General features: G+C 68.4%; 43 protein-coding genes. 42 read left to right on the plus strand and 1 reads right to left on the minus strand.

The window, feature by feature from the left end; genetic code table 11:
- Nucleotides 1-74: 74 nt before the first annotated feature.
- From AB0H52_RS13375 to AB0H52_RS13490, 24 genes are read left to right on the plus strand one after another with little or no spacing between them, the layout of a single operon-like run.
- Nucleotides 75-314, plus strand: coding sequence for a hypothetical protein (locus tag AB0H52_RS13375; RefSeq protein ID WP_357947247.1), 240 nt, complete (start codon nt 75-77; stop codon nt 312-314).
- Complete coding sequence (locus AB0H52_RS13380) at nt 311-844, plus strand: hypothetical protein (protein WP_357947250.1); 534 nt, start codon at nt 311-313, stop codon at nt 842-844. Before AB0H52_RS13375 ends, AB0H52_RS13380 begins: the two co-directional genes overlap by 4 nt.
- Nucleotides 844-1257: a hypothetical protein gene (locus AB0H52_RS13385; protein WP_357947253.1), complete on the plus strand. Its 414-nt coding sequence runs from the start codon at nt 844-846 to the stop codon at nt 1255-1257. Before AB0H52_RS13380 ends, AB0H52_RS13385 begins: the two co-directional genes overlap by 1 nt.
- Nucleotides 1254-1409: a hypothetical protein gene (locus tag AB0H52_RS13390; protein WP_357947256.1), complete on the plus strand. Its 156-nt coding sequence runs from the start codon at nt 1254-1256 to the stop codon at nt 1407-1409. The genes AB0H52_RS13385 and AB0H52_RS13390 overlap by 4 nt, the downstream gene beginning before the upstream one ends.
- Nucleotides 1406-1624, plus strand: coding sequence for a hypothetical protein (locus tag AB0H52_RS13395; RefSeq protein ID WP_357947259.1), 219 nt, complete (start codon nt 1406-1408; stop codon nt 1622-1624). Before AB0H52_RS13390 ends, AB0H52_RS13395 begins: the two co-directional genes overlap by 4 nt.
- Nucleotides 1621-2604 carry a YqaJ viral recombinase family protein gene (locus AB0H52_RS13400; protein ID WP_357947262.1) on the plus strand — a complete coding sequence of 328 codons (984 nt, stop codon included), beginning with the start codon at nt 1621-1623 and terminating at the stop codon, nt 2602-2604. Before AB0H52_RS13395 ends, AB0H52_RS13400 begins: the two co-directional genes overlap by 4 nt.
- A 2-nt stretch (nt 2605-2606) precedes the next feature.
- A complete protein-coding gene (gene recT / locus AB0H52_RS13405) occupies nt 2607-3515 on the plus strand; it encodes a recombination protein RecT (protein WP_357947264.1) in 909 nt (302 codons plus the stop codon).
- Nucleotides 3512-4393: an exonuclease domain-containing protein gene (locus tag AB0H52_RS13410; RefSeq protein ID WP_357947267.1), complete on the plus strand. Its 882-nt coding sequence runs from the start codon at nt 3512-3514 to the stop codon at nt 4391-4393. Before recT ends, AB0H52_RS13410 begins: the two co-directional genes overlap by 4 nt.
- A complete protein-coding gene (locus AB0H52_RS13415) occupies nt 4390-4746 on the plus strand; it encodes a hypothetical protein (protein WP_357947270.1) in 357 nt (118 codons plus the stop codon). Before AB0H52_RS13410 ends, AB0H52_RS13415 begins: the two co-directional genes overlap by 4 nt.
- Nucleotides 4746-5288 (plus strand): hypothetical protein, encoded by a 543-nt coding sequence (locus AB0H52_RS13420; protein ID WP_357947273.1) that lies wholly within the window; start codon nt 4746-4748, stop codon nt 5286-5288. The genes AB0H52_RS13415 and AB0H52_RS13420 overlap by 1 nt, the downstream gene beginning before the upstream one ends.
- Nucleotides 5285-5635 (plus strand): hypothetical protein, encoded by a 351-nt coding sequence (locus tag AB0H52_RS13425; RefSeq protein ID WP_357947276.1) that lies wholly within the window; start codon nt 5285-5287, stop codon nt 5633-5635. The genes AB0H52_RS13420 and AB0H52_RS13425 overlap by 4 nt, the downstream gene beginning before the upstream one ends.
- Nucleotides 5632-6150 carry a hypothetical protein gene (locus AB0H52_RS13430; RefSeq protein WP_357947279.1) on the plus strand — a complete coding sequence of 173 codons (519 nt, stop codon included), beginning with the start codon at nt 5632-5634 and terminating at the stop codon, nt 6148-6150. Before AB0H52_RS13425 ends, AB0H52_RS13430 begins: the two co-directional genes overlap by 4 nt.
- The gene (locus AB0H52_RS13435; protein WP_357947282.1) at nt 6147-6413 is read left to right on the plus strand and encodes a hypothetical protein; all 267 of its coding nucleotides are present in this window, start codon (nt 6147-6149) and stop codon (nt 6411-6413) included. Before AB0H52_RS13430 ends, AB0H52_RS13435 begins: the two co-directional genes overlap by 4 nt.
- Nucleotides 6413-6643, plus strand: a complete 231-nt coding sequence (locus tag AB0H52_RS13440; protein WP_357947285.1) for a hypothetical protein — start codon at nt 6413-6415, stop codon at nt 6641-6643. Before AB0H52_RS13435 ends, AB0H52_RS13440 begins: the two co-directional genes overlap by 1 nt.
- Entirely contained in the window at nt 6640-7107 is a 468-nt protein-coding gene (locus AB0H52_RS13445; protein WP_357947288.1) for a hypothetical protein, read from the plus strand. The genes AB0H52_RS13440 and AB0H52_RS13445 overlap by 4 nt, the downstream gene beginning before the upstream one ends.
- Nucleotides 7100-7330 carry a hypothetical protein gene (locus AB0H52_RS13450; protein WP_357947291.1) on the plus strand — a complete coding sequence of 77 codons (231 nt, stop codon included), beginning with the start codon at nt 7100-7102 and terminating at the stop codon, nt 7328-7330. Before AB0H52_RS13445 ends, AB0H52_RS13450 begins: the two co-directional genes overlap by 8 nt.
- Entirely contained in the window at nt 7323-8054 is a 732-nt protein-coding gene (locus tag AB0H52_RS13455; protein ID WP_357947294.1) for a hypothetical protein, read from the plus strand. Before AB0H52_RS13450 ends, AB0H52_RS13455 begins: the two co-directional genes overlap by 8 nt.
- A 32-nt stretch (nt 8055-8086) precedes the next feature.
- Nucleotides 8087-8356, plus strand: coding sequence for a WhiB family transcriptional regulator (locus tag AB0H52_RS13460; RefSeq protein WP_357947763.1), 270 nt, complete (start codon nt 8087-8089; stop codon nt 8354-8356).
- Nucleotides 8353-8691 (plus strand): hypothetical protein, encoded by a 339-nt coding sequence (locus AB0H52_RS13465; RefSeq protein ID WP_357947297.1) that lies wholly within the window; start codon nt 8353-8355, stop codon nt 8689-8691. Before AB0H52_RS13460 ends, AB0H52_RS13465 begins: the two co-directional genes overlap by 4 nt.
- Complete coding sequence (locus tag AB0H52_RS13470; protein ID WP_357947300.1) at nt 8691-9248, plus strand: hypothetical protein; 558 nt, start codon at nt 8691-8693, stop codon at nt 9246-9248. The genes AB0H52_RS13465 and AB0H52_RS13470 overlap by 1 nt, the downstream gene beginning before the upstream one ends.
- The gene (locus tag AB0H52_RS13475) at nt 9245-9784 is read left to right on the plus strand and encodes a helix-turn-helix domain-containing protein (RefSeq protein WP_357947303.1); all 540 of its coding nucleotides are present in this window, start codon (nt 9245-9247) and stop codon (nt 9782-9784) included. The genes AB0H52_RS13470 and AB0H52_RS13475 overlap by 4 nt, the downstream gene beginning before the upstream one ends.
- Entirely contained in the window at nt 9781-10914 is a 1134-nt protein-coding gene (dnaN, locus tag AB0H52_RS13480) for a DNA polymerase III subunit beta (RefSeq protein WP_357947306.1), read from the plus strand. The genes AB0H52_RS13475 and dnaN overlap by 4 nt, the downstream gene beginning before the upstream one ends.
- Entirely contained in the window at nt 10911-11870 is a 960-nt protein-coding gene (locus tag AB0H52_RS13485) for a hypothetical protein (protein WP_357947308.1), read from the plus strand. Before dnaN ends, AB0H52_RS13485 begins: the two co-directional genes overlap by 4 nt.
- A 1-nt stretch (nt 11871) precedes the next feature.
- Complete coding sequence (locus AB0H52_RS13490) at nt 11872-12354, plus strand: single-stranded DNA-binding protein (RefSeq protein WP_357947311.1); 483 nt, start codon at nt 11872-11874, stop codon at nt 12352-12354.
- Nucleotides 12355-12593: 239 nt separating this feature from the next.
- On the opposite strand, the gene AB0H52_RS13495 is transcribed toward AB0H52_RS13490, so the two are convergent.
- A complete protein-coding gene (locus tag AB0H52_RS13495; protein WP_357947314.1) occupies nt 12594-12806 on the minus strand; it encodes a hypothetical protein in 213 nt (70 codons plus the stop codon).
- A gap of 123 nt (nt 12807-12929) precedes the next feature.
- Between AB0H52_RS13495 and AB0H52_RS13500 the strand changes: the two genes are divergently transcribed.
- The 18 genes from AB0H52_RS13500 to AB0H52_RS13585 all read left to right on the plus strand — a co-directional run bounded on the left by AB0H52_RS13500 (nt 12930) and on the right by AB0H52_RS13585 (nt 21940).
- Nucleotides 12930-13115: a hypothetical protein gene (locus tag AB0H52_RS13500; RefSeq protein WP_357947317.1), complete on the plus strand. Its 186-nt coding sequence runs from the start codon at nt 12930-12932 to the stop codon at nt 13113-13115.
- Nucleotides 13116-13149: 34 nt separating this feature from the next.
- Nucleotides 13150-14124 (plus strand): hypothetical protein, encoded by a 975-nt coding sequence (locus tag AB0H52_RS13505; RefSeq protein WP_357947319.1) that lies wholly within the window; start codon nt 13150-13152, stop codon nt 14122-14124.
- On the plus strand, nt 14108-14764 hold the full coding sequence (locus AB0H52_RS13510; RefSeq protein WP_357947321.1) for an ATP-binding protein: 657 nt from the start codon (nt 14108-14110) through the stop codon (nt 14762-14764). Before AB0H52_RS13505 ends, AB0H52_RS13510 begins: the two co-directional genes overlap by 17 nt.
- A complete protein-coding gene (locus tag AB0H52_RS13515) occupies nt 14761-16098 on the plus strand; it encodes a replicative DNA helicase (protein ID WP_357947323.1) in 1338 nt (445 codons plus the stop codon). The genes AB0H52_RS13510 and AB0H52_RS13515 overlap by 4 nt, the downstream gene beginning before the upstream one ends.
- Before the next feature lie 271 nt (nt 16099-16369).
- Nucleotides 16370-16516 carry a hypothetical protein gene (locus tag AB0H52_RS13520; RefSeq protein ID WP_357947325.1) on the plus strand — a complete coding sequence of 49 codons (147 nt, stop codon included), beginning with the start codon at nt 16370-16372 and terminating at the stop codon, nt 16514-16516.
- Nucleotides 16517-16722: 206 nt separating this feature from the next.
- Nucleotides 16723-17088 carry a hypothetical protein gene (locus AB0H52_RS13525; protein WP_357947327.1) on the plus strand — a complete coding sequence of 122 codons (366 nt, stop codon included), beginning with the start codon at nt 16723-16725 and terminating at the stop codon, nt 17086-17088.
- Nucleotides 17089-17122: 34 nt separating this feature from the next.
- A complete protein-coding gene (locus AB0H52_RS13530) occupies nt 17123-17614 on the plus strand; it encodes a hypothetical protein (protein ID WP_357947330.1) in 492 nt (163 codons plus the stop codon).
- A gap of 1 nt (nt 17615) precedes the next feature.
- Entirely contained in the window at nt 17616-17858 is a 243-nt protein-coding gene (locus tag AB0H52_RS13535) for a hypothetical protein (RefSeq protein WP_357947333.1), read from the plus strand.
- Nucleotides 17855-18331 (plus strand): hypothetical protein, encoded by a 477-nt coding sequence (locus tag AB0H52_RS13540; protein ID WP_357947336.1) that lies wholly within the window; start codon nt 17855-17857, stop codon nt 18329-18331. Before AB0H52_RS13535 ends, AB0H52_RS13540 begins: the two co-directional genes overlap by 4 nt.
- Complete coding sequence (locus AB0H52_RS13545; RefSeq protein ID WP_357947339.1) at nt 18328-18726, plus strand: hypothetical protein; 399 nt, start codon at nt 18328-18330, stop codon at nt 18724-18726. Before AB0H52_RS13540 ends, AB0H52_RS13545 begins: the two co-directional genes overlap by 4 nt.
- Nucleotides 18719-19234, plus strand: a complete 516-nt coding sequence (locus tag AB0H52_RS13550; RefSeq protein WP_357947342.1) for a hypothetical protein — start codon at nt 18719-18721, stop codon at nt 19232-19234. Before AB0H52_RS13545 ends, AB0H52_RS13550 begins: the two co-directional genes overlap by 8 nt.
- Nucleotides 19227-19487, plus strand: coding sequence for a hypothetical protein (locus tag AB0H52_RS13555; protein WP_357947345.1), 261 nt, complete (start codon nt 19227-19229; stop codon nt 19485-19487). The genes AB0H52_RS13550 and AB0H52_RS13555 overlap by 8 nt, the downstream gene beginning before the upstream one ends.
- A complete protein-coding gene (locus AB0H52_RS13560; protein ID WP_357947348.1) occupies nt 19481-19780 on the plus strand; it encodes a hypothetical protein in 300 nt (99 codons plus the stop codon). Before AB0H52_RS13555 ends, AB0H52_RS13560 begins: the two co-directional genes overlap by 7 nt.
- On the plus strand, nt 19777-20076 hold the full coding sequence (locus AB0H52_RS13565; protein WP_357947351.1) for a hypothetical protein: 300 nt from the start codon (nt 19777-19779) through the stop codon (nt 20074-20076). Before AB0H52_RS13560 ends, AB0H52_RS13565 begins: the two co-directional genes overlap by 4 nt.
- A 147-nt stretch (nt 20077-20223) precedes the next feature.
- Nucleotides 20224-20544 (plus strand): hypothetical protein, encoded by a 321-nt coding sequence (locus tag AB0H52_RS13570; protein WP_357947354.1) that lies wholly within the window; start codon nt 20224-20226, stop codon nt 20542-20544.
- Entirely contained in the window at nt 20544-20681 is a 138-nt protein-coding gene (locus tag AB0H52_RS13575; RefSeq protein ID WP_357947357.1) for a hypothetical protein, read from the plus strand. The genes AB0H52_RS13570 and AB0H52_RS13575 overlap by 1 nt, the downstream gene beginning before the upstream one ends.
- Before the next feature lie 102 nt (nt 20682-20783).
- On the plus strand, nt 20784-21530 hold the full coding sequence (locus AB0H52_RS13580; RefSeq protein WP_357947360.1) for a hypothetical protein: 747 nt from the start codon (nt 20784-20786) through the stop codon (nt 21528-21530).
- Nucleotides 21527-21940: a hypothetical protein gene (locus tag AB0H52_RS13585; RefSeq protein ID WP_357947363.1), complete on the plus strand. Its 414-nt coding sequence runs from the start codon at nt 21527-21529 to the stop codon at nt 21938-21940. Before AB0H52_RS13580 ends, AB0H52_RS13585 begins: the two co-directional genes overlap by 4 nt.
- Nucleotides 21941-22001: the final 61 nt, after the last annotated feature.

Below are 22001 nucleotides of genomic sequence, written 5' to 3' on the forward strand. Positions count from 1 at the left end.
CGCACCGACTGCCTCCGCCGGGACGCACACCAACCCATGAAGCGACCTCCTCCTACCTCTGGAGTCGATAGCGCATGTCCAAGCAGTGGCTCACCGCGACGATCAACCACGACGGCGGACTCACCGAACGATTCGTCCACACCCCCGAGACTGCTGAGACGCACACCGGCATGTTGCGCCGGATGCGGGAGGTGGGCCGCGATTTCACCTCGGGCCTGGACTGGATCGAGTACGAGTCGAGCCACAGCGCAATGGGTGAGACGTGGCGATCCTGGACGCGGCTGGTCTGGTCGGATGCGGAGCCGCAGCGATGACCGACTTCGACCTGATCACCGCGCCGCAGCCTGACTACTTCTGCATGGTCTGCGGTGTCGTCCTCGGCAGTCCCGTCCTCGCCAAGCCCGGCCTCTGCCCCTTCTGCCAGCAGGAGATGGACGAACGAGCCGCCGCCGAGCACGCCGCGCAGACTCGGGCGCTCGCAGGCGACCCGATCGCCGAAGCCCTCCGCGCCTACCTCGACACGCTGCCCTCGTCTGACCTGCGGATCGCCGAGCACCGCGCACAGATTCGGGTCGGCAACGCCGGGCGGGGTATCGACCACATCAAGCGCCTAGTCGACTTGGGCACACTCCCGCAGTCGTCCTACGACGCGGCGGGCGACGAACTTGAGGCCGCCCGGCTGTTTTTGGGGCTGGTTCACGAAGCGCAGCAGGTTGCCCTACGGCGGGATCAAGAGGCTGAGGCTGCGGCGCTGGCAATGGAGTGTTCTGGGTGCGAATCGGCTCAGGCGACTGGCCCGTTGTGCGACGAGTGCACGGCGGAACGCCTGGGCGGTGAGCGCTGATGTCCGCCGAGGTGGAGTTGCTGCGTGAGGCCGCCCGGCTGATGCGGGAGCGCGCCAACGGTGCGACGCGGGGCCGGTGGGAGGCCGACGCCGAAATCGTCAGCATGGTCGGTGAGGTCGGCAACGTCTGCGAGGCCTTCGGACTTGCCGACAAGTGGCCGAACGCCCAGCACATCGCGTCGTGGGATCCCGCCGTCGCCACGCTGATCGCCGCCTGGCTGACCAACGTCGCAGCGCGAGCGCCGTACGCGGGCCGCGAGACGCCTGAGATTTCGCACGCGATAACCATCGCCCGCAAGTACATGCGGCTGTGCACCTGCACGGTCGACCCGGATGGTGCCCGCAACACGGACGGCTGCGTGACGTGCGACCTGCCGCCGGGCGGGTTCCTGGTCGACGAGGTGGGCCAGTGACCGGGCACATGATCCGCACCGTTGAGGTGAAGTCGGGCCGGTTCGTGGCCTCCTGCTCGTGCGGCAAGTACAAGTCGAAGCCGTTCTTCTACCCCGGGTACGCGCAGAGCGCCGGTGCTGGTCATGTTGCCGCCAAGGCGGGTGCCCGATGACCGTCACCCTCGCCGACCCGAACCCCATGCCGCAGGTTCCGCCGCTGCCGATGCCGCCGTGGACGCCGGGCGGTCCCAGCCTCAGCACCCAGCAGGTCGCCTGCCCGACGTGCAAGGCCCCGGTGGGGTCGCTGCTGGCCGCGTGCCTCAAGCCGAAGTGCTTGACGGCCGACCTGGACTACGACGCTGCGATCGACGCGAGGTGCGACGCATGACGCAGACCCTCACCGGCCCGGTCCCCGTGATCGGCTGGGACGCCACCGAAGACGAATGGGTGCACGCCCGTCGGGACGGCCTTGGCGGCTCTGACATCCTCGCCGTCCTCGGCTTCTCCAACTACCGCACCCCCTGGGATGTGTGGGCGGAGAAGACGGGTGTCCGGTCGTGGCAGGACGACGTCGGGGCTGCCGCCGACCTGGGCAAGGACTTGGAGCCGTGGCTGATCTCGCAGGCCAACCGGATCCTCGGCGTTCCGGTCACCATCACTGAGTACCGCACCTATGCGCACGCCCGACACAACTGGCAGCGCTGCTCCCCCGACGGGTTGGCCGCCGACCGCAGGTTGGTTGAGGCCAAAACCGCCGGCCTGCAATCCGGATTCGGTACACCCGCCGGGTGGGCTGACGACAGCATCCCGCTGGGCTACGAGTTCCAGGTCCGCTGGTCCCTGTACGTGATGGACGCCCCCGCCGCCGAGATCATCGCCCTGATTGCAGGGATGGGTGTGCAGCGCCGCACCGTCGTGCGGGACATGGCGATCGAACACGAGCTGGTGGGGCAGGTCACCGACTGGTACCAGCAGCACATCGTGGCCGGGGTGGAGCCGCCGTTCGGCAGGGTCGACAACGCCGCCATGGCGAAGCTTTACCCCACCTACAAGCCCGCCGCCGAGGTTGACCTGACCGGCCGGGACGACGCCATCGAACTGTGGCACGCCTACCGAGATGCCCGCGACCGGGAGTCCGCGGCGAAGGCGGAGAAGGAAACCGCCGGGGCCGCCCTCAAGAACCTGATCGGTGACCGCGAGGTGGCGAAGGTCGACGGCAACGTCGTCGCCACCTGGTCGAACAAGAAGGGCCAGGTTGATTGGCCGCGCATGGTGGCCGCCCTGGTCGAGCAGCACGGCGTTCCGGCGCCGAATCCCGACGAGTACCGCAAGCCCTCCACCCGATCGCTGAATGTGAAGGACGCCTGAATATGACGACAGCGAAGCAGCAGCCGAACGCCGCCACCGCCCTGGCCACCCGCCGGGAAAACGGTGGGGTCGCCACCAACACGATCGCCGACCAGATCCGGGCGATGCAGAAGGAATACCAGCTGGCCATGCCCCGGGGGGCGGAGGCCACCCAGCTTGTCCGTGACGCGCTCACCGCCCTGCGCATGACCAAAGACTTGGCGAAGTGTGACGCCCCGTCGGTGTTGGGTTCGCTGATGACATGCGCGCAGCTCGGCCTGCGGCCGGGGGTGCTGGGGCATGCGTGGCTGTTGCCGTTCTGGGACCGCAAGTCCGGTGGCCACAAGGCGCAGTTGGTTATCGGCTACCAAGGGCTCATCGAGCTAGCGCACCGGTCGGGCAAGGTGGCGTCGCTGATCGCCCGGACTGTCTACGAGGGCGACGAGTTCGACGTTGACTACGGGCTGTCGGATCGACTCGTTCACAAGCCCGATCTGTTTCGCGACGGTGAGGGCAAGCCGGTCGCCTACTACGCGATCGTCAAGTTCGTGGGCGGGGGCCACGCGTTCTACGTGATGAGCCACCGGCAGATGCTTGCCTACCGGGACAAGCACGCGACGGCCCGCAACCGCGCGGGCGAGATCGTTGGGCCGTGGGTTAGCAACTTCGATGGCATGGCCGCGAAGACGTGCGTCCGTCAGCTTGCGAAGTGGATGCCGAAGTCGACGGAGCTGGCTATGGCGCTGGCCGCCGATGAGGGCATCCGGGTTGATCTCACTCCGACGGCTGATCCGGCGGAGGCGACGACGCACCCCGAGTTCGTGGAGGGTGAGGTTGTTGCCGCCGCTGAGCCCGCCAAGCCTGTCGACCCGGAGAAGGACCCCGAGGCGTGGTTGGCGTCGCAGGAGCCGCCGACGGGTGGTGCGGCATGACGTGGCACCGGGAACTGCTCATGGCCTTCGATTGCGAGTCGACTGGGGTTGACGTCGAGTCGGATCGGATCGTTACCGCGTCAGTGGTCACTGTCGCCCCGGGCGAGTCGCCCGTCATTCTCTCGGTGGTGATTGATCCCGGCGTGGACGTGCCCGCCGAGGCGGTGGCGGTGCACGGGTGGTCAACGGAACGGCTTCGCGCCGAGGGTCAGCCGCCAGCAGGGCAGCTACAGCGGGTCGCGAACACGCTTGCTGCTGGACTCGTTGAGGGCTTCCCCATTGTGATAGCCAATGCTCCCTACGATTTGACTCTTCTTGATCGGGAGTTGCGCCGCCACAACCTGCCTACCCTGGCGGAGCGGCTTGACGGTCGCCCGATCGGCCCGGTCATCGACCCGATGTGCATCGACAAGGCGTTGGACCGGTACCGGCCGGGGAAGCGGAAGCTGACCGACCTGTGCGCCACGTACGGCGCGCGGATCACGGATGCCCACGACTGCACCGCTGACGCTCTGGCTGCGGCCCGGGTGGCGTACCGGATCGGCCAGCGGGCGCAGCAGGCGTTGGCGGACCCGCTGGCGGTTGTCGACATGTACTCGGACCGGCGTTACCCGGACCGCATCGTCCGCGGCTTCCAAGAGTTCGCGAAGCTCACGTTGGCGGAGGTGCATGCCGCGCAGGTGGGCTGGTACGCGGGGCAGGCTGCCGGGTTGGCCGACTACTGGCGTCGTGAGGCAAGCCAGCTGGAGTCGGAAGCCCGGCGCGCGCTGGACGACGCCGAGCGGGTGACGAAGCTGTCGGACGCTGAGGAGTTGCGGCAGCGGGCCGACGGGGTTTCCACGTCATGGCCGATCCGCCCGCTCGGTGGTGCGGTGTGAGCGTGCAGGTGAACCCGGTGCAGGTAGAAGAAGAGATCCGGCGGGTGTCGGACGACATCTCCACGGGCGTTGCCGTGTGCGACCAAACGTACCGGGCTTTCCTGGCCGCTGACCGCACCTACGATGCGGCGTTTGCTCGCGCGTACATGGCTCACGGTGGCGCTGCTCATGAGCGGAAGTACGCCGCCGAGCTTGAGACGGGCCGTGAGCGTGAGATGCGGGATGTGGCTGACGCTGCCTACCGGTACGCGGACCGTCGGGCGAAGGCGTTGCAGGACGAGTTGCGGGCTTTGCAGTCCGTGGGCGCGTCGATGCGGGCGATGTTCGCCGTGGCCGGAGTCGGTGAGCGCTGATGTTGAAGCGTCAAAAGCCGATCAATCACATGTCGCAGAAGCGCCGCGAGGAGCGTGCCGCCGCCGGTGACACCCGCCCGTTCTCGACGCTGTCCGCTGCCCCGCTGAACCGCACGACTGAGGGTGGCCGGTTCGCCGCCCTGGATCGGAAGCCCACCAAGAACACCGGCCCGACGGACGAGACGGTCGCCCTGGTCTTCAAACGCGACCACAATCGCTGCGCCCGATGCGGTCAGGTCATTACCGGCAGGCGCGGCGTGGACTGGTCCGTGCAGCACCGCCGCGCCCGCCAGGGCCGTGACGCGCGCCCGGACGCGAACCAGCCCCAGAACCTTCTGCTGCTCCACGGGTCCGGGACGACGCTCTGCCACGGCCACGTGGAGAGCTTCCGCGACGAGGCCCGCGAGTTCGGTTGGGCGGTCCGCCAGTCGGACGACCCGGCACTCAAGCCTGTTCTTCACGCCGTCCATGGCTGGGTGTTGTTGACCCCGGCCGGTGGGTTCACGGCGCACTCCCCCAACCACACGGAGGTACCCGCATGAACGACATCGAGACCATCCGCGCCGCCGCCCGGCTGATGCGTGAGCGCGCCGAAACTGCCTGCCCCGGCCCTTGGTTCATCACCGCCATGTCCGGGCGTTACGGCGGTGTGGTCGCGAAGCCCACCGCCGACTTCCCCGAGGACCGTGGGTACGACGGCCACCTGATCGGGGAGTCCCTGTCGGCCGCCCACCGGGAGTACGTGGCGTCGTGGGATCCGACGGTCACCCTGCTTGTCGCCGAGTGGTTGGAGGACGTGGCCAACGGCGACGGCGTCGACCGGCATGCGCTCGGCATCGCCCGCGCCTACCTCGCCGCGATCGAGCAGGGTGCGGGGGTGGCGGCATGACCATCAACAACATCGCCGCGATCCGCAAGATCGCCGACGCTGCTGAGCCTGGCCCGTGGGCTGTTGTGGAATGCCCGGAGTCGGACGACAACCCCAACGGGTGGCCGCTCATCACCGTGCAGTCGGCGGTGGGAATGCGCCGCGAGGTGGTGTCCGTGATCGAGGACGATGTGGCGTCGGCCTCCGATCGCCCACGCGAGAACGCCCTGTTCGTTGCCGTCGCGCGCTCCCTGATGCCCGACCTTTGTGACGAGATCGAGCAGTTGCGTGCCCTCTTGAAGGCGCAGACCGCCAGCCAGTCCAGCGCGATCCGGAAGGTCGACAGCGTTCGCGACTACATCATCGCCGCGAACAACGGCGACGGGCTCGATGCTGTCGAGCTGAACGACATCACCACCGACCTTGCCTCCGTGCTGGTCGACCTCGGATGTTCGGCCGCTGACCTTGATGAGGACGCAACGCTCGCCCGGCCTGTGATCACGGTCGAGCTGCCCGCAGAGCCGGTGCCGGCATGACCGCCCCCGCCCACACGCACACGTGCGTTGAGGTTGGCCGCCTCAACGGTGAGTTGGAGTCGCTGCGCCAGGCCAACCGGGCGTTCGCGGCCGAGAATGCGCGGCTGCGGCTGGATGCGCTGACCGACGACGAGGCCGAAGCCGCCGCGACTGGGCTTGACGCGTACATCCGGTTGTGTGGTTCGCGGCTGCCTGACGACCACCGGATCCGGGCTGTTGCCGCGACGCTGGCCGCCCGCCGCGCCGAGCGGGTGACCGTCTGATGGCCATCTTCGACGCCCGCGAGTACACCACCCGCACCTACGAGTGGGCGGTTCCCACGGGCTGCCCGGCCGAAGAGTTCGACAAGGCGTGGGCGGTGGCCCTGATCACCTACCGGCGGGTGCACAACCTGCCCGAGGATGCGGCGCCGGATGACGGCGGTTGGCTGCGCGTGTACGCGATGGACGACGAGGTTGTGCTGCGGTTCGACGTTCGGGAGGGCGGCCGGTGACCACCATGACCGACACCCGTACCTGGACTGTGGCGATCCCCGCCCCGCACCCGATGAAGACCGTCAACCGCAACGAGCACTGGTCGGCCGGATCTCGGCGGCGTCGGGACTGGCGGGAAACCGCCTACGCCCGGTACGCCCTCGCTGACCTGCCGAAGGGGCTTACCCGCGTCCGTGTGGATGTGGAGTTGCGGTTCACCACCAACCGCCGCCGGGACGCGCCGAACTATCACGGGGACGTCATCAAGCCGTGTATTGACGCTCTCTCCCCCGAGAAGCGGGTGAAGGCGCGAGGCGGCAACGGCCTACGGGTCGAGCGCGGCTGGGGTGTCATCCCGGATGACACGGCCGAGTTCCTGGATCTGACCGCGCCGAAGATCGGCCCGGTGGTGGCGAAGACGCTGCACCCGTTCGGTCTGGTCGTCCTGACGATCACCGACCTGTCGGGGGTGCGCGATGCCTGACGCCGCTGTGATCGCCGCCCACCGCACTGCCCTGCCCTACGACGCGAACGGCACCACCGTCACCTGCGTCGATGACGTCATCTACCTGAACTGCCAGCCGCTCGCCCCGTGGGCTGCGCTGGAAGTTTCCGCCGCCCTGGCCCGCGCTGCCCACGCCCTGGGTGAGCAGCGGGCCGGCGGCAACCCCAACCACACCGCACCGAAGGAGGCCAACCATGCCTGAGATCACGCTCGCCTACCAAGAGCAGTTCGTGCTCGACAGCGACGAGTACACCGGCCCCGCCGGCACCGTCTTCGCCTGCAACATCTGCGACACCCCGGTCGACGACCAGCCGTGCCCCGTGCACGCCCCTAACGCCGTGGCCGGTCTGCGCCTCGTGGACTGCGACGCCGAACCGCGCCACCTGCTGTGGGTGCATGACCGCGACGACTATGGCATCCCCTGCTACCTGTGCGCGTGGGTGAAGCAGGCCGAAGCCGAGCGACTGGAGCGGCAATGCCGGCACTGGCCGTGGCGGACGTGGCGCATCACCAGCTGGTTGGACCGCCGCGCTTACAGCCTCGGCATCACCGGCAGTGGCGGCAACACGTACGGCGACGGACACAACGGTTGCGTCACCGGTGTTCGGTTCCGTGGTTCCCGGTCGTACATCCTCGGTGTGTCCCGCGACGTGTGGCGGTGCTGGTTGTCCGGTCACCGTCGGGGTGAGCCGGTCGGGTTCGGGTTCTGCGGCAAGTGCGTGCCGTGGCCGTGCTGCCAGTCGATCCGGGAGGAGCACACCGCCACCTGCGTGGAGGGCAACCCGCCGGTGACGTTCGACCCGTCGGTGCCGCCGGGCGGGTTCGTGTGCGCCGTGCCGATGGCGGACATGCCGGGTGGGATCTGCGGGATGCCGGTGGAGTCGGAGCCGTGCGACGTGCACAGCCCGCAACGGGTGATCTCGTGACCCGCCACTCGGCGAAGTTCGCCAGCACGCGCATCGACAGCGAGCCGTCCGACGACTGGCGCAGCCGTGGTGTCTGCCGCGACGAAGATCCGGAGCAGTGGTTTCCGGTCGGCAACTCCGGTCCCGCTCTGCTGCAAACCGAGCAGGCGAAGGCGGCATGCCGCCCCTGCCCCGTCAAGGACGAATGCCTTGCGTGGGCGCTCGAATTCCTGGAGTACGGCGTGGCTGGCGGCATGTCCGAGGACGAGCGTCGCGCCGTCAAGCGCCGTGGCGGCCTGCGCATCCTGCGGGCCGCCCAATGACCGCCAGCATCATGGCCCGCCCCACCACCGGGGCGGGCCCCGCACCCGAGAGCCAGGAACCGCCCATGACCGTCACCGACACCGACCTGCGGAACCTGTTCGAGCTGATCCGCAAACGGCGCATCGAAATCAACCCGGACTGGCAGTACGCCGACCGGATCACCCGGGCTGTCATCGACGACGCCGTGTACGAGGCCGAGCAGCGCAAGTTCGTCGAGCTGCACGCCGACGGGGAGGTCACCACCACCAAGGCGGGCCGGCAGTGGCTCAACGGTGACGTTGACGAAACCCCGACCGTGCCCGCTGCCGTGTTCCAGCCAGCGGCGGTGGCCTGATGCGCGTGCCTGAGGATCTGCACCCCGACGACACCACCCACCGCCATCACCTGGCCGCGCAGCTCCATGCCGCCCGCGACGCCGCCGGCATCTCCGCCGGGCGGCTCGCCGTCGCCCTCGGCTACCGGGATCACTCCGGGGTGCGGCAGATGGAACGCCGCCACGCCTGGCAGGCCGCAACCCTGCAACGGTGGGCGCGGGCACTCGGCCAGCAGGTCACGTTCACCCTCCACGACCTGACCGTCCCAAACGACGCCGACACGCTCGCCCACATCTACACCGCCACCCTCGCCACACAAGACTTGGACCCGGTGTACGTCGACCTGGTGGTGGTTCGCCAAGCGGTCAACGACCTTGCCCGCATCCGCCGCCACCTCATGGGCGCACCCGAGTTCGGGCGGCGTGTCGACTTGGACGCCACATCGGTGTTGTGGCGGGAAGCGAACCCGGACGGGGTTCGCATTTCGGTGTTGCAGCAGACCGCCCGCGCGCTTGGTGGGGCGTTGACCGTCGGCCTGACCCCCGCACCCGCCCGCGCCGAGACGGTGGCGGCGTGAGAACCATCCCGGACCTGCACCCCGATGACACCGTGGCCCGCCACGCCCTCGCCGAACGCCTGCGGGTCATCCGCGAGTGCCGCAACATCACCCAAGCCGAGGCCGCCGAACGGTACGGGTGCGACAAGTACGCCTTCTCCCAGTTGGAGCGCCGCCGCACCTGGCACGTACACACCGTGCAGGCCATGGCCCGCATTTACGGGTACCGGCTCACCTTCGACCTGGGCGGGCTGATGGTGCCCGACGACGGCGACCCGCTGGCCGCCCTCTACGACGCGTCGCAGCCCACCACCGAGGCCGCCGAAGACCGGCTTGAGCTGCTGATCGTCGTCAACAACCTGACCCGCATTCGCCGCGCCGCCAACCTCAGCCTCGCCGACGCCGGTCTGCGGATGGGCTGCTCCGAGTCGGCCGTGTACCGGCGCGAAGCGGACCCGGGACGGCTGCTGGTGTCCACCCTGCAACGCCACACCCGCGCATTGGGCGGGGTGCTCGACCTTTCTGTTGTTCCCGCCTATCAAGGGGCCGCCGTATGAAACTGCGCATCGAACGTGACCAGATCGCCGACATTGTGGCGTGGATTGCCCGCAGCCTTCCGCAGCGCCCGTCGGTGCCTGTTCTGGCTGGCATCATGCTCCGCTTTGACGGCAGCGTGTTGACCGCTGAGGGGTTCGACTACGAGGTGTCCACCCGCGTCACCGTGCCGATCATGGGGGGCGGTGACCCCGGTTCGGTGCTCGTGTCCGGCCGCCTGTTCGCCGAAATCACCAAGGCACTGCCGGCCAAGCCGGTCGACCTCAACACCATCGGCGCGCACCTGGAGTTGGTGTGCGGCAGTGCCCGCTTCACCCTGCCGACGATGCCCGTGGAGGACTATCCGCAACTGCCCGTCATGCCGGAACCGGTGGGAACCATCGACGCCGCCGTGTTCGCCACCGCGGTCGCCCAGGTGGCCATCGCCGCCGGCCGGGACGAGACGCTGCCGATGATGACCGGTGTCCGTGTCGAGCTGTCCGGCAGCACCCTGTCGATGCTCGCCACCGACCGTTACCGGCTCGCGCTGCGGGAGATCCAGTGGCGGCCGGACGACCCCGAGGTGAGCATCAACGCCCTGGTGCCGGCCCGCACCCTGAACGACACCGCCAAGGCGCTCGGCCCGCTGGGCGGCGAGGTCACCCTCGCGCTCGCGCAGGGCGCCGCCGGTGAGGGCATGGTGGGTCTCGCTGGGGGCACCCGGCGTACCACCAGCCGACTGTTGGACGGCGCCAACTACCCGCCGGTGCGCTCGCTCTTCCCGGCCACCCACAACGCCGAGGCCCGCGTGCCGGTCAGCACCCTCATCGAGGTGGTCAAGCGGGTCGCCCTGGTCGCCGAGCGCGCCACCCCGGTGCTGCTGAGCTTCAGCGCCGACGGTCTGGTCGTCGAGGCCGGCGGCTCCGAGGAGGCACGGGCCAGCGAGGCGATGGAGGCCACCTTCACCGGGGACGCGCTGACCATCGGCTTCAACCCCCAGTACCTGATCGACGGTTTGCACAGTCTCGGCACCCAGCACGCGCAGTTCGACTTCGTGGACGCGTTCAAACCGGCCGTCATCTCCCCCGCCGACGACGGGGAGCCCAACTCGGCACACCGGTACCTGATCATGCCAATCCGGGTCAGCCGATGACCGCCACCACCGTCCTCGACGCCGCCCGCTTCATCCGCGACGGAGGCCGACTCCGCGAAACCTGCCGCCAACACAGCACCTACACCGCCGGCTGCCGTGGCTGCCAGCAGCAAACATCGCTGCGGCTACGCGCCCGCCGCAAAGCCGCAGCCTACGGATGGCTACAACCCGCCTACCTCGACACCACAGAAGCCCGCAACCACATCATTCGCCTACGCGATCAGCACCACATGGACTACCAGCGGATCGCAGCAGCCGCCGCACTAAGCCAACCGACGATCCGACGCATCGCCACAGGCGAAACAGCCCAGTCAAGCTGCGACAACATCAAGCGAATCATGGCCGTCGCGCCCGCCCCACCGCGCCCACTAAACGGCACCACCTACATCATCGGCGCCGCCCGCAGACTCCAAGCCCTCACCTACAACAGGTGGGCGCCATCCGACCTGGGCACCATGCTGAACGCAGACACGACGGTGATCCGCCGGTGGCGGGCCGCCCGACAACCAATGATCACCGTCGCCTGGCATGACGCCATCGCCGCACTCGCCGACCGGCTGTCCACCACCCCCGGCCCGTCCGCGCGCGCTCACACCCACGCCCTGCGCATGGGGTGGGTGCCCCTGGCCGCATGGGACGACATCGACGACCCGGCGGTGGGGCCGTCGCCGATCAGCCTCCCCGAGGCGGTCTCCGAGCGGCGCCTGAGCCCCGGCCTCGTTCACGCCGCAGTCGTGGGCCAGATTCCCCTGACCGCACTCACCAACCCCGAGCAACAGCAGGTGTGGCTGCGGTGGAACGCCGACCGCGCCGCCGCCGGACAACCGACGGGCGCGAAACCGTTCGGCAGGTACTTCCACATCAACGAGTGGCATGCCCGCCGCCTACGGGATGCCACGCAAACCCCAACCAACGAGACCGCGGCGAACAGCCGCACCAACCGAAAGGTGGCCTGACATGGCCGGAGAAACGAACCTGACTGTCATCGGCAATCTCACCGATGATCCCGAACTGCGGTTCACCCCGAGCGGCGCGGCGGTCGCGAAGTTTCGCATCGCTTCCACTCCGAGCCGGTTCGACAAGGAGCAGCAGAAGTACGTCGACATGGAGCCGCTGTTCCTCGCCTGCACGGTGTGGCGTCAGGCGGCCGAGCACGTGGCGGAGTCGTTGCAGCGCGGAGCCCGGGTGATCGTCAGTGGTCGGCTGCGTCAGCGGTCATTCGAGACGCGCGAGGGTGAGAAGCGCACCGTCATCGAACTGGAAGTGGACGAGATCGGCCCGAGCCTGCGCTACGCGACGGCGAAGGTGCAGAAGGCGTCGCGCTCCGGCGGCAGCTCGGGCAACGGTGGCGGGCCCGGGGGCATGGACGACCCGTGGTCGACGTCGGCACCCGCCCCGGCCCGCGCTGGTGGCGGGTTCGAGGAAGAGCCTCCGTTTTGATCCTCCCCCGCTGATCTTGGCGCGGCCTGTCGAGGGGGCAGGCCGCGCCACCCCATCCCTGACCGGAGGTGACCCCCGATGGCCGCCAAGGTAATCCAGCTCGACTCCCGACGCCGTCCGGCACCGTCCACCAGGCCGTGCGCTGCCGGGGTGACCGCGTGCGGGGCTGAGCCGGCACGGCTGTACCCGTGCGGGTGGCGGTGCGAGCAGTGCAAGCCGGGGGCGGTGGCGTGAGAGGGCTAGTCGTCCGCGTCGGGTGCAGGGCTCTGCGTGCGGCGCGGGGGCCGCAGGGGAAGCCCAGCGCCCGGCTTGCGTACGTACCAGGCGATGAAGTCGCGGATGACCGTCGACCGGTTACGCGAACCCGCGACCTTGCCGAACAGGTCCCACAGCTCATGTTCAACCCGGATGGGCCTGTGCGGGGTGTAGGTCGGTTTGTCGCCGGACGTCATGCGCACACCGTAGCCGCTGGATATCCACACGATCAAACACGCAGCTTGCTTGTATATCCACGATCGACTAGGGTTTGTATATCCACGTGGATATACAGAGATCGACAGAACGGAGCACCACGCATGCCCAACAAGACCCTCTACATCCCCGACCGCGACGTGCCCCTGTGGGAGGCCGCCCAGCGTGTCGCCGACCGGCAGAAGGTCAGCCTCTACCGCGTCGTTTCCGATGCCCTCGAGGCGCACCTGCCGGCCGCCGCGAACGAGCCCGATCCGCAGGACCGGTGGGCGAACATCGCCGCCGCCTGACCGCCCGCCCTCACCGAGCACCAGGAGCACCTGCATGGTTGACCGCAGCGAAGCACCCGCCGATCCACGGCCGTACGTCCGCGTGTCGACCGACCTGCCGACGCACCCCAAGTTGGAGGCGATCGACAACCCGTCCGCAGGGTGGGCGTACGTGGTGTCGCTGTGTTACAGCGCTCAGTCGTTCACCGACGGGCACTTCCCGTTGAAAGGCGTCTGCCGGATCGCGAACGTCGAGATGGCAGTTGCCACGGCACTTGCCGAGCAGGGGCTGTGGCACTTGCCAGGCCACGACTGCGCCGACTGCGACCAGCCGAAGGCCGGGCACGCGGTTGTTCACGACTACCTACAGCATCAGCGGTCCGCTGCCGAGGTTCACGAGCTGACGGAGAAGCGTCGGGCCGCCGGTCGCAAGGGTGCCGAGAGCCGGTGGGCGAAGCCGAAGACCAAGCCGTCCGCGCGGCCCCCCGGCAGCAAGCCGATGGCAAGTGCCAAGGCAAGTGCCATAGCAAGTGCCATGGCAAATGGTCAGCAAGACCTATGGCAAAACGATGGCAAACCTATGGCAGAGGAGAGGAGAGGAGAAGAGATACCTCTTCCTTCGGAAGAGGGAGCACCGGCGGCTGCCGCCGCCCCGTCCGGAAATCGGTCAGCCACCCGCAACGAGCAGGGGCGGCGGGGACAGCAGGGCGAGGAAGCATTTCACGCCGGACACGTCGTGGCGGCCTTCCATGAAGGTGCCAAGGAGAAGAACCGCACGGTCCCTCCCGACATCACCAAGCAAGTCGGCGCCCAGGCAAAAAAGCTCATCGCCGATGGCTCGGTGCCGCAGGAGCAGCTTCTGAACGCAGCCCGGGAGATGGGCCGTCAGGGCTGGAAGGACTTGAACATGCAGCTGTATCGCGGCAGCGAGCAGGGTGGGTTTACCGCCAAGAGGGTCAACACCAGCGAACCCGGCAGCCACACCGCCGCCTGGGAGAGGAGACGAGCCGCCCATGCACAGCAGCAGTAGCCCGGACGTGCGGGAGCTTCTTGCCCGACGCGGCATCGACTTGTCCGCCCCGGTTCCGGAGGATCCGCCGTTCGACCCGATCGCGTGGCGGTTGGAGCACTACGCGGCGAAGTTGGCCGCCGACATTCCCGCCATGTTCCAGGACGCTCAGCCCGACCACGCCGAGGTGCGAGCGTGGCTGACGAAGCACCTTGCCGACCCGGCGGCGTTCCCCTCCCTGTTCCTGTCGGGCAACACCGGCACCGGCAAGACCCACCAGTCGTTCGGGGTGCTGCGGTACCTCGCTGGGGTGGCCGCTCGCGCCAACCGGGACTTCCGGTGGCTGACCGTCACCCACCCCGACCTGAACGCTGCCGCCCGCATCAAGCCGGACGGTTCCCACGCCTACGCGGTGGAGCCGTACATGGAGGTGGAGTTCCTGATCGTGGATGACCTGGCGGCCGGGAAGGCGTCGGAGTTCACCAACGAGCACATCACCCGGCTCATCGATCACCGGTGGTCGCGGCGCATGGCAACCCTGTACACCACCAACCTTGACCCTGACACCCTCGAAGCGGCGATCGGTGAGCGGGCGTTGTCCCGGTTGGCGGACGCCACTCGGGTGGAGATGGGCGGCGCGGACCGGCGGTTCAACCGGTGAGCGACGACATCCGGCAGCAGCAGTTCAGCTTGGAAGCTGAGCAGGTGGTGTTGGGCTGCCTCATGCAGTCGCAGCGGCCGTTCGCCGACGTGGAACCACTGTTGGGCAAGGGGGACGTGTTCTACCGGCAGCAGCACGCCACCATCTACCGGGCGTTGTTGGAGTTGCGGGACCGGCAGGAGCCCACCGACCCGATCACCCTCGCCGCCCACCTGCTCGGCACCGGGGACCTGAACAAGGTGGGTGGTGCCACCTACCTGCACGAGTGCATGGCGTTGGCGCCGATCGACGCTCAGGCTGGGCACTTTGCTCGGAAGGTCGCCCAGTTCGCCGCCCTGCGGTTCTTGGAGCGGGAGGGTTTGCGGATCGCCCGCGTCGCGCAGACCGCCCACCATGAGGAAGCCGACGCGATCCTCGACCAGGCACGGTCGTGGCTGGCTGAGCTGACCGTGTCGACGGTGAACCGGACGGACGCGTTGTGGCAAGACGCCGCCGCTCGGACTCTCACCGACATGGGCGAGATCGCCGACGCACCCGACGAGCCGGTTGGTATCCCCACCGGGCTGCACGACGTGGATGAGGTGCTGGAAGGGCTCCGGCCAGGCCAGTTGACGTTGGTGGCGGCACGCCCTCGGGTCGGCAAGTCGGTGCTGTTGTTGAACGTGGCGCAGCACGCCTCGTTCAAGTTGGGCAAGCGGGTGGTGTTCTTCTCCCTCGAAATGTCGGAGCCCGAGGTCGTGACCCGCATGTTCTCCGCCGGGACGAGCGTGCCATTGACCCGGATCCGCCTGGCGAAGCAGCTCACCGATGAGGACTGGACGAAGTTGGGTCGCTACGTCGGCGACACGGACGCGGCACCGCTACACATTGACCCCTCACCGAAAGCCGGGTTGGCGCACATTCGGGCGACGACGAAGCGCATCGCTGAGGAGCACGGCGGCGTGGATTTGGTGCTGGTCGACTACCTCCAGTTGATGCCCCCGGCGAACCCCCGGCAGAGCCGCGAGCAGCAGGTGTCGGAGTTGTCGCGCGGGTTGAAGTTGTTCGCGAAGGAGATCGGTGCCCCGGTGATTGCCGCCTGCCAGTTGAACCGTGGCCCGGAGCAGCGCGCGGACAAGAAGCCGCAGCTTGGGGACCTTCGTGAATCGGGGTCGCTTGAGCAGGACGGGGACCAGGTGATCTTGCTGCACCGGGAAGACGCCGACAATCCGGATTCCCCAAAGGCTGGCGAGTGCGACCTAATCATCGCCAAGAACCGCCACGGACGGCAGGACACGATCACCGTCGCCGCCCAGTTGCACCTGTCCCGTTTCGTTTCGACCGCGATTGTCTGAGGGGGCGAGCCGTAATGACTGACGCCGATGACCGCCCGCCGTACTCCGACTGTTGCCCTCGCTGCCGTTTCAATCGGACGCCACTTCCCCCGCTGATGGTGCGGGAGAACGAGCGCGGGACGGGCGTGGTCGCCGACTACGTCTGCCCGTCTGGGCACACCTGGTTCACGGGCTGGGTGTGGTGGTCGGGTCAGCGCCACGGCACGGACGGGCTGGCCGCATGAGCTGCGACTACTGCGGTCTTGCCACCGGCGTTCCTGCTCGGTGGGAGGTGACCACGGGCACCCCCGGTGACGGGATGACCCGGTACGTGTGCGAGCTGCACCGCGAGTCCGCTGCGCAGCATGTGGGGCAGGTCGGCCCGGTGCTGGTGTTCGCGACCAACAGTGTCTACCTGAGCCGGAGGGCTGCCGCATGACGACTGGAACGCTGACCAGAGCCGGTGACTACGTCGCCGCGACCCGCACCGCCTACCTCACAGTCCTGTCCGCGGTCGGCCCGCTCGGCGTTCACTGCCCGGCCTGTTCGGCTGACCCCCGCCGGTCGTGCCTCGCCGATGGTCGGAGTGTTGCCGCGCACCCAACCCGGGTTGCCTTGGCTGAGCGGGTCACCTGCGATCGGTTGGTGGAGGCGGACCGTGCGGCCGACGCCGCACGCATCATCGCCGACCGGCTTGCTGCCGGCATTCCGCCGAACCGGATGGCCCGGCATGTGGATCGTGCACAGCGGGTGGCGTACCTGATGGCGTACGGGTGGAGGCCGTTGTACTGCACCGCCTCGTCGCCGTGGCGGTCCCCGTACCTGCAAATGCCGGACCGGTACAGCTTGGCGTTCGCGTTTGCGTGGACGGCTCAGGAACACGCCGTGTTCCTCGGACCGGACGGCGTGTCCGATGTGTGCCTTACCTGCAAGGACGCGACCGGTGACTGTGACCGGTTTGGGTTGCCGCGCTGTGCGGGCTGCGCCGCCTGGATGGGGGCCGCTGCGTGAGCGCCTTCGACCTGTACCGAATGGAGGCAAGCCGATGACCAAGCAAATCGTGGCGACCATCCTGCCCGGAAGGACCCTCGACGCCGCCCTTGCGGCGATGCGCGGGATGGCTGGCTGCTACCCGGAGCACACCCTGTCGCTGTCGAGCAGCTACGACGGCGGCATGGCCATCATCTACGACCCGGACGCCCCGCAGCCCGCGAAGAAGGGGCGACGCCGACGCGGCCTAGCCGCCGGTGCGCCCGGTGAGGTCGCTTTGGGTCGGGACGAGGTGGGTGACCTGTTCGCCTTCGCGTTCGACTCCACCACCAGCACGGAGGACGGGGTGAAGGTGATGACGCAGTGGATGGCCAACCTGCTGACCCAGACGGAGGGGGCAGCGAACTACGTCACGTTCACGCTGACGCATCCTGGGGGCGAGCGGTACGCGTTGACGGTGCAGCGCTGCGCCGGTCTGACTCCGGCTGAGAAGATCGCCGGGCTTGAGGAGCGGATCGCCGCCCTCACCGCGCAGGCGGAGGACTGACGTGGCAGCCCCGGCGTGGCCGACGGTGATGGTGACCGGCCACCGTCCGCAGGACATTCCCGACGACGTCCACGGTTGGGTGCAGGACAAGCTGAACGCGGGCGCGGTGTGGTTGCGTGACGAGCGCGGCATGACCTGCGGCATCACCCCGAACCACGTCGATGCCCAGCCCGGCGAGGCTGGTCGACCTGCTGTACCCGAACCGACCCCAACCCCTGATCGACGCCTGAGGAGGCACCCATGACCGACACGACTACGCCCGCGCAGCAGCTCGCCGCCCTGGTCGGCGACGACAACGCCCGCAAGGCCATCCAAGCCGGATGGGATGCTATTCGGCACCCTGAAACCGGCCGGCTCCTCCCCACGGGATTCGAGCAGGACTACCTGGCCATGATTCTCCTGGCTGCCATCCCCGCACTCAACGCCTGGACCGTGCCAAAGATCCAGCACGACGAGAGTCGACTCGTCGGCCCGCACGTTCGAGGCCGTTGGGTTCACCGCTCCGAGGGGCAGAGCGACCCCGACAACACCCGTGTCTATGCGGCGCAGTTGCTGGCCGCCGCCGACCTCGCCGAGGTTCAGGCCGCCATTCACCGCGTCCACTACCCGATCGGCGACCCGGCCACTGAGGGCAACGTGTGGTGTGCCTGCGACAAGCTGTGGCCCTGCGAGACGGTGCTTGCCACCTCGGCGGCAGTCAGGGAGTTCCCGTCGTGACCGGGCAGCCGTACACCGACACCGACGTGCAGAAGGTCGCCGAAGTTCTTCGCGAGGCCGGCATGGTGAGCGCCTTCTTCGACGACTCGTCGGGGTCGTGGGAGGTCGAGCAGAAGACGTGGCAGTACGAGGGTGCTGCCAAAGGGGTGCTCGACGCCCTGACTGCCGCAGGCTGGCAGCCGCGAGCTGCGGTCACCGGACGCTGCGGGCATCAAATGCCTAACCCGATCCAGGCATTCGGGGACGCCACCCCGATCGTATGCGAGTTGCTTGCCGGTCATGCTGGCTGGCACCGTTCTGGGGTCACCGAGTGGGGGGCGTACATGCGGCGGCCGAGCCGAGTTGCTAAGCCTGCCCAGGTCGCTACTGACGTCGGGGAGGGCGACGGTGGCTGACACCCCCTGCTTCTTCTGCGGGCAGGGCGAACCCGATCACGTGAATGGGCAGTGCGCCACGTACCGGCCGAACAGCCCTGAGCTGGCAGCGTCCCTGACAGCGATGCTGGCCGAGTCCGTGGCGAACGCCGACCGGGCAGAAGCACCCGACAGCATCGACGGCCTGCGGGCGCGGGCCGCCGAAGCCGCGTACAACGCCGAAGCGGTCAACGCCCGATGGACGGCTGTCCTCAACGACGACATTGGCGGGTGGGCGGTCAGCATCAACGGCCTCGGCCCGCTCGACGGGGGCAGGATGGCCGCCGACCTGGTGATGACCCGCGAGCTGGCCGAGCACATCGCCGACGTACACAACCAGTGGTTGGCGCGGCAGAACATGGGCGTGCCGGTGGCCACAGGGTTCATCACGACGCCGCGCCCGCAGAAGCCCGTTCCGTGGGAGTGGCTTGGGCTGTTCACGCTCGTGGCCGTTCTGGTGCTGATCGTGATGCTGGCCGCCGGTGAGTAGCCGGGACGGGTCGGCCCGCCTGCGCCTGTTCAAAGCCCTACGCCGCGCCCGGTGGCGGGTCGAAATGGGCAAGTCCGGCCATTGGAAGATTTGGAACCCGCGCGGGCTGCTGATCACCACCACCCCGTCGAGCGCATCCGACACGAACAGTCTGAACGCGTTGCGGCGTGACCTGCGTAAGGCCGGGTTTCAGCACAACGGGCGCGGCCAGCAACCGCGCAAGATCCCAAACCAGAGGAACCAGCCGTGTTGAGCGGCACCAACGAGGAGGACAACGACCCCATGCCGGACACCACCACCCCCGACCCCGCCCTGCCGCGTAAGCCGGACATGGCCGCCTTCGCCCGAGCCGTGCGCTTCCGCGAACGTGCGGTCAGCGCCGCCCTAGATCACTTCGCCCGCATTGACATGCGGCCAGAGAGCACCTACGCCCGCGCGGCGTACGACGCGATGGCAGAGCTAATCCGACAGGACGAACGAGACCGGCTGGCTGAGGCTGGCCGACTCCTGCCCGCCCAAACCTCTGAAACAACGCCAGGTCAATGACCCTGCCGCTGCCGCTCGATATCCCCGAGCCCCGCCACTGCCAGTCTTGCGGCCGTCCCGTGCCCAAAGGGCCGCTGGTGAAAGGGCTCGGCTCGGGCTGCGCACGTGAGCACGGCGTCACCGCGCCGTCCATTCCCCGGCCACGTGCCGACGGGCAGAATGGGCCAACCCTGCTCGACCTGCTCGCCCGCCCCGTGATCGGGTCGCCGGGCAACGTGGTGTGCCGGCAGCGCACCGACGACGAACACGAAGCCGTACGAACGGCACAACAGCGACGGGGGTTGACCGGTGGTTGAGCGGGATGAGGCGGCCCGGTGGCGGCACGCCGAGATCGTCGCCCAGCACAGGCGGTTGTACCGGCGGCGGCTACGGGCACGGCAGGTCGGCAGGTGGTGCCGGTGATCAGGCAAGATGAATCCGGGGACACAAAGGTCGGGGGGCCAATGACCACACCGCACGACAACACCACACCAGTCGGACCGCCGCCGCGCATCGTCATCGACCACCGGTACCGGCCCCGCCTGTGCGCCGCCTCCGACTGTTCACTGCCGCCGCACGTTCGGTGGCGGGTGCTCCGGGGTGGAATGCTGTTCGGCCAGTACCGGCGCACGGGTGACGCCTTGGACTTGTGCGACAGTCACGAGCGGGAAGCGGCGGATGTGTGCGACGCGGAGTGGGACGACGATCCGGTGTTGCCGATGCAGCGCGGCAGCCAATCTGACGGTGTACGCAGTGTGACCGTTTCGGAAGGCGGGAATGCCTGATGATCTCCAATCGCGGGCCTGACACCCCCACCGACGGCAACGACGGTGACAGTGCGTCACTGGCGACCTGGCTGCGCACCCAACTCGACGCCAACAGTCACGCCACCTTCATCAGGGCAGGGCTACCGCCCCGCTAACGGCAGCAGCGGCCGGACTGCCATCCGACCGCCGCCATTCCCGCCGCCCCCAACTCCCACGAGGTCCCCGCCAGCGTAACCGCGCCGATCGGAGACCAGCACATGCACGACGACCTGACCACCAGCGGACGGCACTGCGTCTCCGACACCCGCTGCCGCGCCTACGACCGGCTAGCCAAACCGCCGGCCGCCGCGCCCGTCACCACAAGCCCCCTCTGCGACGACTGCCTGACCGCTGCTGAACGCGACGTCAGCAACCTTGTCTACGACTACGTGGACTTGGAGCAACTCCAAGCACCGTCCCTGTCGCAGGCACTCAACATGCAGCCCAGCGGCAAAGCCGCCCCACCCATGCCGTTGAACGGCGGCGCCGAAGCGCTACAAGCTGAGATCGTGCACGTCGCCACCACATGGGAAGACGTCATCCGCGACCACGCCCGGCTGTCCGCCCGCAACACCCAACCCCGGCGGCCCGGTGCCCAACTCGACGACGCCATCCGCGTCCTACTCCCCCGCCTACGGCAACTCGCCAACCTGGGCGCAACCGATGTGTACCCCACCGGCTGCGAAGACCCCGTCACCGACATGGCCGGCTGGGAAGCCATCCACCACCTGCAACACCTCCACCAGCGCGCCCGAGGCATGCTCGGGCGCACCCACCGCACCACCCACCTACCCGGCACCTGCTCCGGCTGCGGGTTGGACGAACTGCACCGCGACGACCCGCGCGAGCCCGACGACCCCTGCGACGTGTACTGCAACAACTGCCACACCGCCTGGCCGCACACCGACTACCAGCAGTACGTCACCCAACTCGTCTGGCCCATCCGTGCCCAGGTGGCGGCGTGAACCCCGACCTCGACAAACAACCCGGCCGCAACCGCTGGCCCCACCCCGGAGACAACCCGCTCGTCCGTGCCCGCAAAGTCGCCCAGATGTACCGGGCTCGCCTACGAGCCCTCGACGAAGACGCCTGCGACCAAGCCGACACCACCGCCCACCAGTTCGGCGAAACGTGGGTGGTGCCCAAAGTTGTCACCGCCCACGACGACGACCTACTAGACCCCGCCGACGCTGCCGACTTCCTGTGCACATCCACCGCCAACATCCGCCGGCTGCGCCTCGCCGGCAGGCTCAACGGCCACGACACCGACAGTGGTTGGCGGTACAAGGTTGCCGACCTGCGGAATCTGCAACACGCCCGACCACGCGACACTGTTGCAAAGATCGACGCGAAAGAGTTACGCTCGCGCCACTGACCGAAGTCTCTCTTCGTTCAGCTTCGACTTACCGCCACGCCCGCCTGCGAACCCAACCGGT

This window comes from Micromonospora sp. NPDC050695 (assembly GCF_040654415.1).
Taxonomy (GTDB): Bacteria; Actinomycetota; Actinomycetes; order Mycobacteriales; family Micromonosporaceae; genus Micromonospora.

What these genes read in the sequence shown, in the direction of transcription:
- AB0H52_RS13425 (WP_357947276.1), top strand. Translation starts at nt 5,285, where the DNA reads ATGAACGACATCGAGACCATCCGCGCCGCCGCCCGGCTGATGCGTGAG.
- AB0H52_RS13470 (WP_357947300.1), top strand. Translation starts at nt 8,691, where the DNA reads ATGCGCGTGCCTGAGGATCTGCACCCCGACGACACCACCCACCGCCAT.
- dnaN (WP_357947306.1), top strand. Translation starts at nt 9,781, where the DNA reads ATGAAACTGCGCATCGAACGTGACCAGATCGCCGACATTGTGGCGTGG.
- AB0H52_RS13430 (WP_357947279.1), top strand. Translation starts at nt 5,632, where the DNA reads ATGACCATCAACAACATCGCCGCGATCCGCAAGATCGCCGACGCTGCT.
- AB0H52_RS13510 (WP_357947321.1), top strand. Translation starts at nt 14,108, where the DNA reads ATGCACAGCAGCAGTAGCCCGGACGTGCGGGAGCTTCTTGCCCGACGC.
- AB0H52_RS13530 (WP_357947330.1), top strand. Translation starts at nt 17,123, where the DNA reads ATGACCAAGCAAATCGTGGCGACCATCCTGCCCGGAAGGACCCTCGAC.
- AB0H52_RS13500 (WP_357947317.1), top strand. Translation starts at nt 12,930, where the DNA reads ATGCCCAACAAGACCCTCTACATCCCCGACCGCGACGTGCCCCTGTGG.
- AB0H52_RS13385 (WP_357947253.1), top strand. Translation starts at nt 844, where the DNA reads ATGTCCGCCGAGGTGGAGTTGCTGCGTGAGGCCGCCCGGCTGATGCGG.
- AB0H52_RS13375 (WP_357947247.1), top strand. Translation starts at nt 75, where the DNA reads ATGTCCAAGCAGTGGCTCACCGCGACGATCAACCACGACGGCGGACTC.
- AB0H52_RS13570 (WP_357947354.1), top strand. Translation starts at nt 20,224, where the DNA reads ATGACCACACCGCACGACAACACCACACCAGTCGGACCGCCGCCGCGC.
- AB0H52_RS13450 (WP_357947291.1), top strand. Translation starts at nt 7,100, where the DNA reads ATGCCTGACGCCGCTGTGATCGCCGCCCACCGCACTGCCCTGCCCTAC.
- AB0H52_RS13580 (WP_357947360.1), top strand. Translation starts at nt 20,784, where the DNA reads ATGCACGACGACCTGACCACCAGCGGACGGCACTGCGTCTCCGACACC.
- recT (WP_357947264.1), top strand. Translation starts at nt 2,607, where the DNA reads ATGACGACAGCGAAGCAGCAGCCGAACGCCGCCACCGCCCTGGCCACC.
- AB0H52_RS13400 (WP_357947262.1), top strand. Translation starts at nt 1,621, where the DNA reads ATGACGCAGACCCTCACCGGCCCGGTCCCCGTGATCGGCTGGGACGCC.
- AB0H52_RS13440 (WP_357947285.1), top strand. Translation starts at nt 6,413, where the DNA reads ATGGCCATCTTCGACGCCCGCGAGTACACCACCCGCACCTACGAGTGG.
- AB0H52_RS13380 (WP_357947250.1), top strand. Translation starts at nt 311, where the DNA reads ATGACCGACTTCGACCTGATCACCGCGCCGCAGCCTGACTACTTCTGC.
- AB0H52_RS13540 (WP_357947336.1), top strand. Translation starts at nt 17,855, where the DNA reads ATGACCGACACGACTACGCCCGCGCAGCAGCTCGCCGCCCTGGTCGGC.
- AB0H52_RS13495 (WP_357947314.1), bottom strand. Translation starts at nt 12,806, where the DNA reads ATGACGTCCGGCGACAAACCGACCTACACCCCGCACAGGCCCATCCGG.
- AB0H52_RS13410 (WP_357947267.1), top strand. Translation starts at nt 3,512, where the DNA reads ATGACGTGGCACCGGGAACTGCTCATGGCCTTCGATTGCGAGTCGACT.
- AB0H52_RS13420 (WP_357947273.1), top strand. Translation starts at nt 4,746, where the DNA reads ATGTTGAAGCGTCAAAAGCCGATCAATCACATGTCGCAGAAGCGCCGC.
- AB0H52_RS13565 (WP_357947351.1), top strand. Translation starts at nt 19,777, where the DNA reads ATGACCCTGCCGCTGCCGCTCGATATCCCCGAGCCCCGCCACTGCCAG.
- AB0H52_RS13490 (WP_357947311.1), top strand. Translation starts at nt 11,872, where the DNA reads ATGGCCGGAGAAACGAACCTGACTGTCATCGGCAATCTCACCGATGAT.
- AB0H52_RS13395 (WP_357947259.1), top strand. Translation starts at nt 1,406, where the DNA reads ATGACCGTCACCCTCGCCGACCCGAACCCCATGCCGCAGGTTCCGCCG.
- AB0H52_RS13505 (WP_357947319.1), top strand. Translation starts at nt 13,150, where the DNA reads ATGGTTGACCGCAGCGAAGCACCCGCCGATCCACGGCCGTACGTCCGC.
- AB0H52_RS13465 (WP_357947297.1), top strand. Translation starts at nt 8,353, where the DNA reads ATGACCGCCAGCATCATGGCCCGCCCCACCACCGGGGCGGGCCCCGCA.
- AB0H52_RS13435 (WP_357947282.1), top strand. Translation starts at nt 6,147, where the DNA reads ATGACCGCCCCCGCCCACACGCACACGTGCGTTGAGGTTGGCCGCCTC.
- AB0H52_RS13455 (WP_357947294.1), top strand. Translation starts at nt 7,323, where the DNA reads ATGCCTGAGATCACGCTCGCCTACCAAGAGCAGTTCGTGCTCGACAGC.
- AB0H52_RS13485 (WP_357947308.1), top strand. Translation starts at nt 10,911, where the DNA reads ATGACCGCCACCACCGTCCTCGACGCCGCCCGCTTCATCCGCGACGGA.
- AB0H52_RS13575 (WP_357947357.1), top strand. Translation starts at nt 20,544, where the DNA reads ATGATCTCCAATCGCGGGCCTGACACCCCCACCGACGGCAACGACGGT.